This window comes from Pseudogulbenkiania subflava DSM 22618 (assembly GCF_900177275.1).
GTDB classification, from domain to species: Bacteria; Pseudomonadota; Gammaproteobacteria; order Burkholderiales; family Chromobacteriaceae; genus Pseudogulbenkiania; species Pseudogulbenkiania subflava.
In genome coordinates this window covers 12991-25740 of sequence record NZ_FXAG01000015.1, presented here as the reverse complement: position 1 = coordinate 25740, position 12750 = coordinate 12991, and the positions used below count along the sequence as shown (strand labels likewise).

Genomic DNA, 12750 nt, shown 5'->3' with positions numbered 1-12750 from the left:
CCGCGAATCGGCAACCCTGATTGGCAGGCCGGGCGACCCTCACGAGGGGTCGCCCTTTGTCGTGTCCAGGGTGTGCCGATCGGCACGACGGCTACCTCTCGAGCAAGGACTCAGCATGCAAGGCTATTTCGTCACCGGGACCGATACCGACATCGGCAAGACCCATGCCGCGGTGAAACTGATCGAACGCTGGCGCTCGGAGGGCCGGCGCGTGCTGGCGATGAAGCCGGTGGCGTCGGGCTGCGAGGTGCTGCCGGACGGGCGCTGGCGCAACAGCGACGTCGAGCGCCTGGTGGCGGCCACCGGGCAGACCGATCTCGAGCTGATGAACCCCTACCGTTTCCTGCCGCCGATCTCGCCGCATATCGCGGCGCGTCAGGCTGGGGTCGACATCTCGCTGGAGCGCATCAGGGAACATTATCAACGGCTGGCGGCCATGGCTGATGTGGTGCTGGTGGAGGGGGCCGGTGGCTGGTTCGCGCCGCTGACCGAGCGGCTCTTCATGCGGGATCTGGCGCAGGCGCTGCAGCTGCCGGTGATCCTGGTGGTGGGGATGCGGCTGGGCTGTATCAACCATGCCTTGCTGACGGTGCAGGCGATCGAAGCCGCCGGCCTACCGCTGGCCGGGTGGGTGGCCAACCGCGTGGTGCCGGAGCAGGCGGCGTACGCCGAGAACCTTGCCACGCTGCAGGCCCACATCGCCGCGCCGCTGCTGCTGGAGATTCCCTACGAAGGCTGAGGCCGGGCGCCGGGCCGGTGCTCTGGCTGTACTGACAAGGCTTCGGCCAACCGTGAAAGGTTGGCCGAAGCCTTTTTCATGGCTGCATATTGCAGTGCATCATGACATGTTCTTGTTTTTCTGGTGCTTTTTCCTACTATCGATAATAGCCGGCGCGCTAAAAGGTCGGCATTTCTGCTTCGGTCCGACGTGGGCCGCCTAGGTATACAAGGGGGACGCGATGTCCGGCAAGCGTATCCTGCTGTCCATGTTGGGTGGGGTCGGTACCGTCTACGCTGCCGACTTCACCTTCCAGCCGCCGGTGACCCCGGTGGCGCGCCAGATTTACGACCTGCACAGCCTGCTGCTGCTGATCACGGTCACCATCTTCATCGTGGTATTCGGCGTGATGTTCTACGCCATCTTGCGCCACCGCAAATCGCTCGGGCACCGGGCCCGGCCGTTCCATGAAAACACCACCGTCGAAATCATCTGGACCGTGATCCCGTTCCTGATCCTGGTCGGCATGGCGTGGCCGGCCACCAGGGCGGTGCTGGCGCAAAAGAGCACGCGCGCTGAGGACATGACCATCAAGATTACCGGCTTCCAGTGGAAGTGGCGCTACGACTACCTCGACGACGGAGTCGGTTTCGTCAGCCATCTGGCGACGCCGACCGAGGCGCTGCACAGCGCTTCGGCCAAGGGCACGCATTACCTGCTGGAGGTGGACGAGCCGCTGGTGGTGCCGACCGGCAAGAAGGTGCGGCTGCTGCTCACCGCCAACGACGTGATCCACTCCTGGTGGGTGCCGTCGCTGGGTGTGAAGCAGGATGCCATTCCCGGCTTCGTGCGCGACGCCTGGTTCCTGGTCGACAAGCCGGGGGTGTACCGCGGCCAGTGCGCCGAGTTGTGCGGCAAGGACCATGGCTTCATGCCGATCGTGGTCGACGCCCGGACGCCGGAGGATTACGCGCTGTGGCTTGCCGCCAGGAAGAAGCTGGCAGCCGCCAGTGCCGACGACCCCAACAAGGTGTGGGCGCTGGCCGACCTCAAGGCGCGCGGCGAGAAAGTGTTCCAGCAGAACTGCGTGGCCTGCCACCAGGCCAACGGCAAGGGGATTCCGGGCGCGTTCCCGGCGCTCGATGGCTCGCCCATCGCCACCAAGGACAAGCCGGCGCATATCGACATCGTGCTCAACGGCAGCAAGCGGAACCCGGCGATGGCCGCCTGGGGCAAGCAGCTGTCGGACACCGACATCGCGGCGGTGATCACCTACGAGCGCAATGCCTGGGGCAACCATACCGGCGACGTGGTGCAACCCAAGGACATCAAGGCGGCGCGCGGTGGCAAGGCATAAAGCCCGCCCTGACCGCGACGGCAGGGGAATCAGGAGGACGAGCATGGCGATCAGCACCACGGCGGGACACGCTCCCCATGAACACGGTAAGCCGACCGGCCTCTGGCGCTGGCTGGCCGCCACCAACCACAAGGACATCGGCTCGATGTACCTGTGGTTCTCGTTCACCATGTTTCTGTCGGGCGGGGTGATGGCCTTGTGCATCCGCGCCGAGCTGTTCCAACCGGGGCTGCAATTCTTCCAGCCGGAGCTGTTCAACCAGCTCACCACGCTGCACGGCCTGGTGATGGTGTTCGGCGCCATCATGCCGGCCTTCACAGGGCTCGCCAACTGGCTGCTGCCGCTGATGATCGGCGCGCCGGACATGGCGTTTGCGCGCATGAACAACTGGAGTTTCTGGCTGCTGCCGCCGGCGGCACTCTTGCTGCTGATTTCCTTCTTCGTGCCGGGCGGTGCGGCGGCGGCCGGCTGGACGCTGTATGCGCCGCTGGCCACGCAGATGGGCATGGGCATGGATCTGACCATCTTCGCCATCCACATCCTCGGCGTGAGCTCGATCATGGGTTCGATCAACATCATCGTCACCATCCTCAACCTGCGCGCGCCGGGCATGACGATGATGAAGATGCCGATGTTCGCCTGGGCATCCTTGATCACCGCCTACCTGATCATCGCGGTGATGCCGGTGCTGGCCGGCGTGGTGACCATGGTGCTGACCGACCGCCACTTCGGCACCCACTTCTTCAATGCTGCGGGTGGCGGTGACCCGGTGATGTACCAGCACATCTTCTGGTTCTTCGGCCACCCCGAGGTGTACATCATGGCGTTGCCGGCGTTCGGCATCGTCAGTCACATCATCCCGACCTTCAGCCGCAAGCCGCTGTTCGGCTACACCTCGATGGTGTACGCCACCAGCTCCATCGCCGTGTTGTCGTTCATGGTGTGGGCGCACCACATGTTCACCACCGGCATGCCGGCCACCGCCCAGCTGTTCTTCATGTACGCCACCATGCTGATCGCGGTGCCGACCGGGGTGAAGGTGTTCAACTGGATCGGCACCATGTGGCAGGGGGCGATGAGCTTCGAGACGCCGATGTTGTTTGCCGTCGGTTTCGTCTGCCTGTTCACGGTCGGTGGCCTGTCCGGTGTGACCCTGTCGGTGGCCGCGGTGGATATTCAGTTGCAGGATACCTACTACGTGGTGGCGCACTTCCATTACGTGCTGGTGGCGGGCGCCCTGTTCAGCCTGTTCGCGGCGATCTATTACTGGTTTCCGAAAATGACCGGCAAGATGTACTCGGAACCACTCGGCAAGTTCCACTTCTGGTGGTCGATGATCTGGTTCAACGTCACTTTCTTCCCGATGCACTTCCTCGGGCTGGCCGGCATGCCGCGACGCATCCCCGACTATGCGTTGCAGTTCACCGACTTCAACCGCATCGCCTCGATCGGCGCCTTCTGTTTCGGCCTGGGCCAACTGATCTTCCTCTATAACATGCTGCGCTCGATCCGGCACGGCCAGGCGGCGCCGCACAAGCCGTGGGAAGGGGCCGAGACGTTGGAGTGGCAGATCCCGACGCCGGCGCCTTACCACAGCTTCGTCGAGGCACCGCACGTGGAGGCGGGCGATAATGGTGTGATTCATTCCATGACGGGGGGCGCTCATCACTGAGCGGGAGGTATGGCGGAATCGAGCCGAGCGGATAACCGGGTACTGCTGCTGAAACTGGGCGTCATCGCCTGCGTGATGTTCGCCTTCGCCTGGGCGCTGATCCCGCTGTACCGGGTGATCTGCGAGGTGACCGGCATCAACCAGCTGGTCAAGGCCGATGCCCCGGCACCGGCGGTTGCGGCGAGTGATCTGGCGGTCACGGCGGCGCCGGTGCGCCTGCGCTTCGACGCCACGGTGCAGGCGGGTCTGCCATGGCAGGTCAGGCCGCTGGTGGGGCAGATGGCGGCGCCGCGCGGCGAATTCGTGCGGGTCGACTATGAGATCACCAACGCCAGCAACCGCGAGGTGACCGGCCAGGCGGTGCCGCGCTACCTGCCGGCGGCGGCCGGTAATTACGTCAAGAAGCTGGAGTGTTTCTGTTTTCGCCAGCAGGTCTTCAAACCCGGCGAGACGAGGCGCTTCCCGGTGGTGTTCGTGATCGACCGCGCCATGCCGGCCGACATCGGCGAGATCACGCTGGCCTACAGCGTGTTCGACGTGCCGGGGCAGGGGGCGTCGTGAAATGGCTAGCCGGGGTGTCGGCGGTGCTGTCGGCGTTTCTCGGTATCCGCAAGGGCAAGGCGGCAGGGCAGGACGTCAAGTTGCGCTTCTGGCAGATCGCGGTGGCCGCGCTGCTGCTGCTGGCGTGTTTCATCGGCGGGCTGTTACTGCTGGTGTCGCTGGTGACCCGCTGACGTCGACGGGTCTGGACGCGCCAAGGCGGGCGGCGGCCTGCGGCGAAGCATGGCGCTCGGCGCCCTTGCTGGAGCCGGGTCTGCTGAACGGGGGAACCGCAGTCGCTCTTCCGCGCGGGTGGGCCGTCCTCGTTCCGGCTGGGGCGGGGAGTGAGTCATCTACAGGAGAACGGGCATGGAATCGGTCTCGCATCAAACGCATTACTTCGTGCCGGAGCCGTCGCGTTGGCCGGTGGTGGGGGCGCTGGCGCTGTTCTGCCTGGGCTTGGGCGCGGCACTGGCGGTCAACGGCGTCGGCTTCGGCAAGCTCTCGTTGGGGCTCGGCTTCGCCATCCTGTTCTACATGCTGTTCGGCTGGTTCGGCGATGTGATCCGCGAAAGCCTGAAGGGGAACTATCACGGTAAGGAAGACCTGTCGTTCCGCTGGGGCATGGGCTGGTTCATCTTTTCCGAGGTGATGTTCTTCGCCGCCTTCTTCGGCGCGTTGTTCTACGTGCGCACGATCTCGGTGCCTGAGCTGGGTAATTTCGAGCACAAGCTGCTGTACCCGGATTTCACCGCGGCTTGGCCCTTGTCTACTGGACCGGGCATCACCCAGCGCTACGAGGCGATGGCGGCCTGGGGGTTGCCGGCCATCAACACGCTGATCCTGCTGTCCTCCGGCGCCACCCTGACCTGGGCGCACTGGGGGCTGATCCAGGGCAAGCGCACCTCGCTGACTATTGGCTTGGGAATGACGGTGTTGCTGGGGGCGTTGTTCCTCGGCCTGCAGGCTCACGAATATAGCCATGCCATGCACGAGCTCAACCTGACGCTGGGCTCCGGCGCCTACGGCATGACGTTCTACATGCTGACCGGCTTCCACGGCATGCACGTGCTGCTCGGCGCCATCATCCTAGCGGTGGTGTGGTTGCGGGTGGTGAGGGGGCATTTCAACACCGAGCACCATTTCGCCTTCGAGGCGGCGGCGTGGTACTGGCACTTCGTCGACGTGGTGTGGCTGCTGCTGTTTACCCTGGTGTACTGGCTCTAAGAACCTGTTCACGACCTGTCGCGAGCAGCCCTCAGCGGGGTTGGAAGAGCAGCGCAGGAGCCGGAATGTACAAGTAGTACATGAGGATTTCCGATCGCTGAGCAGAATCTCTGCGTGCAAATCTTTGATTTGCCCAGCGATAGGTTCGCACGCAGTGCACATGAGCCCCGATCAGGGATGCGCAGCAAGATCGGGAACAGGTTCTTAAAGGGGTGTCGGCCAGCGTCTTTATTCTTCGGCCAACCTCAGGGTTGGCCGAACGTACGGAACTCACAGGTGATGGGGGCGCCACCAGCCAAACAGCGCTCCCAGAATCAACAGACAGAACAGGCCGATCGATAGGCCGACCCGCAGTGTCAGCGAGCGCACCACGCGTTGCGACCCCGGTTCGGCGCGCAACAAGCCGTTCAGTCCCCAGAACAGGGTGAGGATGATGCAGGCGAGCAGAACGAGCACGAGTAGTTTCATATCCGGTTCCCCTTTTCCTGTGTCCTCTTGTAAGCCTAGACGAAAGTCCCGTGCTTGGCAGGCGCTGGGGCTGGCCTTGCTGGCCGGCGTGCCCGGCCTCCTCTCTGTCTGGCAATGGCAGCGAGGTGAAGTTCGCTCCGCCCAGCTGGCGGCGTTCGACGCGGCGGCACGGCGTCCGGCAGAGCTCCTGCAGACGCGAGCGCTGTCCGCCGTGCCGGACATGAGCCGGGTTCAGCTGCATGGCCGTCCGGCGGCGGCGTCATTGCTGCTGGCCAACTCGCTGCTGGAGGGCCTCCCGGGGGTGAGGGTGCTGGTGCCGCTGGCGCTGGCCGATGGCTCGGCGGTGCTGGTGGATAGAGGGTGGCTGGCAGACGCGCAGGCGGGCACGCCGCTGCCGCCCCTGCCCGCCAGACTGGACGGGCGCTGGATGCCCTTGCCCCAGCGCTTCACGCTGCCCGGTGCGTTGCGTGGCACCCAGGGCCGGGTGGACGACGTCGATCCGGTTCAATTAGCCCGGCGCCTGGGCCGGCCCTTGCGCGGCGGGGTGGTGGTGCTGGGGGAGACCACCGCGCCGTTGCAGGTCTGGCCCGCCCGTCCCCCTTTCGATCCCCGTCGCCACTATGGCTACGCTTTGCAATGGCTGCTGCTTGGGCTATGCCTGATAGCAGGGTCGGTGCTGTTGTGGAGGCGCACATGATGTCCCTGCCCATCGATGGTCGATCCGCCGGTACCGGGGGCGCGGTACCGCGGCGCCGGGGGCGCCTCAAGCTGTTGCTGATCGCCTTGTGTTGCATCAGCCCGGTGCTGGGGTCCTACCTGGCGTACTACCTGATGCCGCCGGCCGGGGGCAAGAGCTACGGCCAACTGCTGGAGGTGACGCCGCTGGCCGGCGCGCGGCAGGAGGGGTGGCCCCGGGGCAAGTGGGTTCTGCTGACGGTGCAGGCCGGGCGGTGTTCCGACGACTGCAAGCAGCGGCGTTTCGTGCTGCGGCAGATCCATGCCGCGCAGGGAGAGGCTTTCACGCGGATGCAGCGCGTGGAGCTGCGTACGCCGGATGCCGGGCCGCTGCCGGCGGGGCTGCTCGGGCTGCCGCTCGACCCCGCCGCCGCCTTGCGTCGCGACGGCTACTACCTGATCGATCCCTTGGGCAACCAGGTGATGTTCTACCCCGATCAGGCCGAGCCGGGGCCGGTCATCCGCGAGCTGACCCGACTGCTCAAGACCAATAACGGCCTGGGCTGAGCGAGGGCCCCGCGTGCCGGCACGGGCGCGCAAAACACACCGTCCGTGCCGCCGCGGCCAGCCGGGGCCGGCCGGGTGGGCCAAACGGTGCTGACCACGACGGGAAACCCGTCCGAAAGGGGAGACATGAGAAAGCTCATCGGTTTCGCCATCCTGCTGGCCTGTCTCGTGGTGCCGTTCGGCGCCTACGTGCGGTTGTCCGACGCCGGCCTGGGGTGTCCCGACTGGCCCGGCTGTTACGGTCAGCTCTCCCCTCATCATGCCGCCGACACCATCCAGCAGGTCGCCGTGGCCCACCCCGACGGCCCGGTGAGCCTGCCCAAGGCGTGGAAGGAAATGCTGCATCGCTACTTGGCGGCCTCGCTGGGGTTGGTCATCCTGCTCACCGCCGTGCTGGCCTGGAGCCAGCGCCGCGAGCGGCTGCCGGCCAGCCTGCTGCTCGGTGGGGTGGTGTTGCAGGGCCTGCTCGGTATGTGGACCGTCACCCTGTTGCTCAAGCCCGCCATCGTCTCGCTGCACCTGATCGGCGGCATGAGCCTCGCCGCCGGGCTGCTCTGGTTCGGCTTGCGTCGGCCGGCCGTCGAGGTGCCTCATGCCGTCACCGGGCTGGCGTGGCTGCTGGTACTGGCGGTGCTGCTGCAGATCGCGCTCGGCGGCTGGGTCTCGTCCAACTACGCCGCGCTGGCCTGCCAGGGCTTTCCTACCTGCAATGGCGCCTGGCTGCCGCCGGCGATGCGCTTCGAGCACGCCTTCCATCTGTGGCGGGAGCTGGGTATGGCGCCGGACGGCACACCGCTCGACAGCGCCAACCTGATCGCCATCCATTGGCTGCATCGTGCCGGCGCGGCCCTGGTGTCCGTGCTGGTGTGGACGCTGGTGTTGAGGGGCTGGCGCCAGGCTGCTTTGCGTCCGTCACTGTTGCTGTTGCTGGGGGCCTGGCTGCTGCAAGTGGTGCTGGGCATCGCCAATGTGCTGTTGCAACTGCCGTTGCCGCTGGCGGTGGCGCATAACGCCGGGGCATTGTTGTTGCTGTCGGCGACGGTGCTGCTCGCCGCACAATGCCGCTGGCGCGCCTTGCCGGCGCTGCCCAAGCTGTCCGTCCGGCTGCACCACGGCCTGGCCGACAAAAGGAGCCTGCAATGACGACGCTGAGCCATCATTTCGCCCGGAGCCACGTCCGCGCCTTGTGGCAATTGGCCAAGCCGCGCGTGGTGGCGCTGATCGTGTTCTGTGCCGTGATCGGCATGTTCCTCGCCACACCCGAGCTGCCTTCGGCCAACCTGGTGATTCCCGCCACGCTCGGCATCGCGCTGGTCGCCGGGGCGGCGGCGATGGTCAACTGCCTGGTCGAACGCACCGTCGACGCTCGCATGCGCCGCACCGCCTGGCGCGCCACCGCGCGCGGCGAGGCCGGCGTGCTGGAGACGCTGCTGGTGGCGCTCACCGCCGGCGGCTTCGGCATGGCGCTGCTGGTCGCCTTCGTCAACGCGCTCACCGCCTGGCTGACGCTGGCCACCTTCGTCGGTTATGCCATCGTTTATACCCTGCTGCTCAAGCCCAACACCCCGCAGAACATCGTGATCGGCGGCGCCAGCGGCGCCATGCCGCCGGTACTGGGCTGGGCTGCCGTCACCGGCGACATCAGCGCGCTGCCGTTGGTGCTGTTCCTGATCATCTACACCTGGACCCCGCCGCACTTCTGGGCGCTGGCGCTGTACCGTCGCGACGATTACGCCCGCGCCGGTCTGCCAATGCTGCCAGTCACCCATGGCATCCGTTTCACCACCCTGTCCATCCTGCTCTATGCCTGCCTCTTGGCCGGGGTGACGTTGCTCCCGGTCGCACTGCGCGAGGCAGGCCTGCTCTACCTTGTCGCCGTTGTCATGCTCAACGCCCGTTTTATCTGGCTTGCCGCCCATCTCCATCGCCAGTATGCTGACGCCCTCTCGCGCCGCACCTTCACCTGGTCGATCTGGTACCTGACCTGGCTGTTTGCGGCCCTGCTGATCGATCACTACTGGTGGATTGCTCCGTACTGATGCGCGCATTCATAGTCAGACTGCTGACATGCTTGTTGCTGGCTTCGCTGCTGGCCTGTTCTCCCGACACCCCGAAGGCGGAATTCAAGGGGACCGATATTGCCGGCGTCAAGTTCGGCGGTGACTTCACCCTGACCGATCACACCGGCAAGCCCCGTTCGCTCAGCGAGTTCAAGGGCAAGGTGGTGGCGCTGTTCTTCGGTTATACCCATTGCCCCGACGTCTGCCCCACCACCATGCTCGAATTCGCCTCGGCGATGAAGCTGCTGGAAACCCAGGCCGACCAGGTCCAGGTACTGTTCATCACCGTCGACCCCGAGCGCGACACCCCGGCACTGCTGGCCGGCTACGTGCCGCATTTCGACCCCCGCTTCATCGGCCTGAGCGGCTCGCCGGAGGCCGTACGCGAGGTCGAGGCGCGCTTCAAGATCGTGGCGCAGAAGCGTGCCGAGCCGGGCGGCGGCTACAGCGTGGACCACAGCGCCGGCGCCTATTTGTTCGATCGGAGCGGACAATTGCGCGTCTATCTGCCTTACGGTTTGCCCGCGGCCGATCTGGCTCATGATATAAAAGAGCTAATACGCTAAAATGGGCGCCGATGCGCCGCCGAAGATACCGAAAGTCGTGATTGTGACCGAAGAAAACCGCTCCGATAGCCCGGTCGCCCCCAGTGACGCGCTGGACCTGGCCAACTACACCCTGGCATCGCCGGTCGAGATTGCCCATCATCTGCGCAGCATTGCCCAGCAGGGCCATATGGTGACGGTGTTTTCCAACAAGGGCCGCACCTTCATCCTCACCCGTATCCTCGGCGTCGATGCCCAGAACGGCACCCTGACGCTGGACTGGGGGGCCGAACCCGGCGTCAACGAGCAATTCCTGGCCAGCGAGCGCAATGTCTTCGTCTGCTCGCCGGACGGCGTGAAAACCCAGTTCGTTACCGGCCAGCCACGGCGCATCGAGCTGGACGGACGCCCGGCGTTCGAGGTCGACCTGCCGGAGCAGGTGATCAAGCTGCAGCGGCGCGAGTTCTTCCGCATCCAGACCCCGGTCGCCAACCCGGTGATCTGCCGCATCCTCGACTACCCGCAGCACACGCTCGACCTGCCGCTGTTCGACATCAGCCTGGGCGGCCTGTCGTTCTGGCTGCCGTCGCCGTCCACGCCGGGTTTCGACGTCGGGCAGGTGTACTACGACTGCTCGCTCGACCTCAAGCCGCTGGGCGTGCTGCAGGTTCGCCTCGAAGTGCGCCACCGCCTGCCGGTGCAGCGCCGCAACGGACAGGATGCGCTGCGCATCGGTTGCGCCTTCCAGCAGCTGCCGACCGCCATGGAAAACCTGATCCAGCGTTACGTCGGGCAGCTCGAGCGCGAACGCCGTGCCCTGATGCCCTGATGCCCAACCTTACTGAATATTGATTGCCTGAGCCTCGCCATGACGCTGACGATTGCCCTGTCCAAGGGCCGCATTTTTGAAGAAACCCTGCCTCTGCTGGCCGCCGCCGGTATCGTTCCGGCCGAAGACCCGGAGTCCTCGCGCAAGCTGATCATCGGCACCAACCATCCGGACGTGCGCCTGGTCATCGTGCGTGCCTCCGATGTGCCGACCTATGTGCAGTACGGCGCCGCCGATCTCGGCATCGCCGGGCGCGACGTGCTGATCGAGCACGGCGGCGCTGGCCTGTACCAGCCGCTCGACCTCAACATCGCCAAGTGCAAGATGATGGTGGCGGTGCAGAATGGCTTCGACTACGAAGACGCCGTCAAGCACGGCGCGCGCCTCAAGGTGGCCACCAAGTACCCCAAGATCGCCCGCGAGCACTTCGCGCAGAAGGGCGTGCACGTCGACATCATCAAGCTGTACGGCTCGATGGAACTGGCGCCGCTGGTCGGCCTGGCCGACGCCATCGTCGACCTGGTGTCCACCGGCGGTACCCTGCGCGCCAACAACCTGCAGGCGGTCGAGCACATCCTCGATATCAGTTCGCGACTGGTGGTGAACCAGGCCGCGCTGAAGCTGAAATACAACACCATCCAGCCGGTGCTGGATGCCTTCGCCTCGGCCGTGCCGGCCTGAGCCAGAAACGGAACCAGCATGCTGCGACTCTCTTCCTCCCAAGCCGATTTTGCCGAGCGCCTCAAGGCGCTGCTGGCGTTTGAAACCGCGCAGGACCCGGCGGTCGATGCCGCCGTTGCTGCCATCTGCGACGACGTCAAGGCGCGCGGCGACGCGGCGCTGGTGGAGTACACCAACCGCTTCGACCGCACCGACGCCGCCTCGATGGCCGGCCTGACGTTGTCGCGCGACGAGCTCGAGGCCGCCTATAAGCGTCTGTCCTCCGAGGTGCGCGAGGCGCTGGAAGCCGCCGCCGGCCGTGTGCGGCGTTACCACGAGAAGCAACTGATGCAGTCGTGGAGCTACGAGGACGAGGACGGCACGCTGCTCGGTCAGCAGGTCACCGCGCTTGACCGCGTCGGCATCTACGTGCCGGGCGGCAAGGCCGCCTACCCCAGCTCGGTGCTGATGAACGCGCTGCCGGCCAAGGTGGCCGGCGTGGGCGAGATCATCATGGTGGTGCCGACCCCGGGCGGCGAGAAGAACGACCTGGTGCTGGCCGCCGCCTACGTCGCCGGCGTCGACAAGGTGTTCACCGTGGGCGGGGCGCAGGCCGTCGCCGCGCTGGCCTACGGCACCGAGAGCGTGCCGCAGGTCGACAAGATCACCGGCCCCGGCAACGCCTACGTCGCCGCCGCCAAGCGCCGCGTGTTCGGCGTGGTCGGCATCGACATGGTGGCCGGCCCGTCCGAGATCCTGGTGATCTGCGATGGCGAGACCGATCCGGACTGGATCGCCATGGACCTGTTCAGCCAGGCCGAGCACGACGAAATCGCCCAGGCCATCCTGCTGTGCCCGTCGGCCGACTACATCGCCAAGGTCGAGGCCAGCATCGAGAAACTGCTGTCGGCCATGCCGCGCCGCGCCATCATCGAGGCCAGCCTCGGCAACCGCGGCGCGCTGATCGAGGTGATGGACCTGGCCGAGGCCTGCGCCATCGCCAACTACATCGCCCCGGAGCACCTCGAGCTGTCGGTGGCCGAGCCCGAGGTGTGGCTGCCGGGTCTCAAGCACGCCGGCGCCATCTTCATGGGCCGCTTCACGTCGGAATCGTTGGGCGACTACTGCGCCGGCCCCAACCACGTGCTGCCGACCAGCCGCACCGCGCGTTTTGCCAGCCCGCTCGGGGTGTACGACTTCCAGAAGCGCACCAGCCTGATCCGCGTCTCGCACGCCGGCGCGCAGAAGCTCGGCCAGATCGCCAGCGTGCTGGCCCACGGCGAGGGCCTGACCGCCCACGCCCGCGCCGCCGAATTCCGGCTGGATAAATGAGGCGGGCGAGACCGTCCCCGAGTAGCCCAATCGGAACGAACGCGGTACGATGACGACTTGTCGCCACCCTGAGCCGGCCCATGCCGGGCCGCAGCGTCCC

The 12750-nt window shown here is 66.0% G+C and carries 15 protein-coding genes and 1 other RNA gene; 14 read left to right on the top strand and 2 right to left on the bottom strand.

Annotation, left to right across the window (positions count from 1 at the left end; all coding sequences use genetic code 11):
* Window positions 1-115 precede the first annotated feature (115 nt).
* The 6 genes from bioD to B9N72_RS13510 all read left to right on the top strand — a co-directional run bounded on the left by bioD (window position 116) and on the right by B9N72_RS13510 (window position 5514).
* Window positions 116-739 (top strand): dethiobiotin synthase, encoded by a 624-nt coding sequence (gene bioD / locus B9N72_RS13535; RefSeq protein WP_085276845.1) that lies wholly within the window; start codon window positions 116-118, stop codon window positions 737-739.
* A 220-nt stretch (window positions 740-959) separates the two neighbouring features.
* The gene (coxB, locus tag B9N72_RS13530; protein ID WP_085276844.1) at window positions 960-2075 is read left to right on the top strand and encodes a cytochrome c oxidase subunit II; all 1116 of its coding nucleotides are present in this window, start codon (window positions 960-962) and stop codon (window positions 2073-2075) included.
* A gap of 43 nt (window positions 2076-2118) precedes the next feature.
* The gene (gene ctaD / locus B9N72_RS13525; protein ID WP_085276843.1) at window positions 2119-3747 is read left to right on the top strand and encodes a cytochrome c oxidase subunit I; all 1629 of its coding nucleotides are present in this window, start codon (window positions 2119-2121) and stop codon (window positions 3745-3747) included.
* Between the two features lie 9 nt (window positions 3748-3756).
* The gene (locus B9N72_RS13520) at window positions 3757-4308 is read left to right on the top strand and encodes a cytochrome c oxidase assembly protein (RefSeq protein WP_085276842.1); all 552 of its coding nucleotides are present in this window, start codon (window positions 3757-3759) and stop codon (window positions 4306-4308) included.
* Window positions 4305-4481, top strand: coding sequence for a DUF2970 domain-containing protein (locus B9N72_RS13515; RefSeq protein WP_085276841.1), 177 nt, complete (start codon window positions 4305-4307; stop codon window positions 4479-4481). Before B9N72_RS13520 ends, B9N72_RS13515 begins: the two co-directional genes overlap by 4 nt.
* A gap of 175 nt (window positions 4482-4656) precedes the next feature.
* A complete protein-coding gene (locus B9N72_RS13510; protein WP_085276840.1) occupies window positions 4657-5514 on the top strand; it encodes a cytochrome c oxidase subunit 3 in 858 nt (285 codons plus the stop codon).
* A gap of 5 nt (window positions 5515-5519) precedes the next feature.
* On the opposite strand, the gene B9N72_RS13505 is transcribed toward B9N72_RS13510, so the two are convergent.
* Window positions 5520-5596: non-coding RNA, sX9 sRNA (locus B9N72_RS13505), on the bottom strand.
* Window positions 5597-5784: 188 nt separating this feature from the next.
* Window positions 5785-5982, bottom strand: a complete 198-nt coding sequence (locus tag B9N72_RS13500; RefSeq protein WP_085276839.1) for a DUF2909 domain-containing protein — start codon at window positions 5980-5982, stop codon at window positions 5785-5787.
* A gap of 19 nt (window positions 5983-6001) precedes the next feature.
* Between B9N72_RS13500 and B9N72_RS13495 the strand changes: the two genes are divergently transcribed.
* The 8 genes from B9N72_RS13495 (at window position 6002) to hisD (ending at window position 12650) form a co-directional block, all read left to right on the top strand.
* Window positions 6002-6679: an SURF1 family protein gene (locus tag B9N72_RS13495; protein ID WP_234985986.1), complete on the top strand. Its 678-nt coding sequence runs from the start codon at window positions 6002-6004 to the stop codon at window positions 6677-6679.
* Entirely contained in the window at window positions 6676-7224 is a 549-nt protein-coding gene (locus tag B9N72_RS13490) for a hypothetical protein (protein WP_085276838.1), read from the top strand. The genes B9N72_RS13495 and B9N72_RS13490 overlap by 4 nt, the downstream gene beginning before the upstream one ends.
* A 126-nt stretch (window positions 7225-7350) precedes the next feature.
* The gene (locus B9N72_RS13485; protein ID WP_085276837.1) at window positions 7351-8367 is read left to right on the top strand and encodes a COX15/CtaA family protein; all 1017 of its coding nucleotides are present in this window, start codon (window positions 7351-7353) and stop codon (window positions 8365-8367) included.
* Window positions 8364-9263: a heme o synthase gene (gene cyoE, locus B9N72_RS13480; RefSeq protein ID WP_085276836.1), complete on the top strand. Its 900-nt coding sequence runs from the start codon at window positions 8364-8366 to the stop codon at window positions 9261-9263. Before B9N72_RS13485 ends, cyoE begins: the two co-directional genes overlap by 4 nt.
* Window positions 9263-9850, top strand: a complete 588-nt coding sequence (locus B9N72_RS13475) for an SCO family protein (protein WP_085276835.1) — start codon at window positions 9263-9265, stop codon at window positions 9848-9850. Before cyoE ends, B9N72_RS13475 begins: the two co-directional genes overlap by 1 nt.
* 37 nt (window positions 9851-9887) lie before the next feature.
* On the top strand, window positions 9888-10658 hold the full coding sequence (locus B9N72_RS13470) for a flagellar brake protein (RefSeq protein WP_234985985.1): 771 nt from the start codon (window positions 9888-9890) through the stop codon (window positions 10656-10658).
* A 39-nt stretch (window positions 10659-10697) separates the two neighbouring features.
* Window positions 10698-11339: an ATP phosphoribosyltransferase gene (gene hisG, locus B9N72_RS13465; RefSeq protein WP_085276833.1), complete on the top strand. Its 642-nt coding sequence runs from the start codon at window positions 10698-10700 to the stop codon at window positions 11337-11339.
* A gap of 18 nt (window positions 11340-11357) precedes the next feature.
* Entirely contained in the window at window positions 11358-12650 is a 1293-nt protein-coding gene (gene hisD, locus B9N72_RS13460; protein WP_085276832.1) for a histidinol dehydrogenase, read from the top strand.
* Window positions 12651-12750 lie beyond the last annotated feature (100 nt).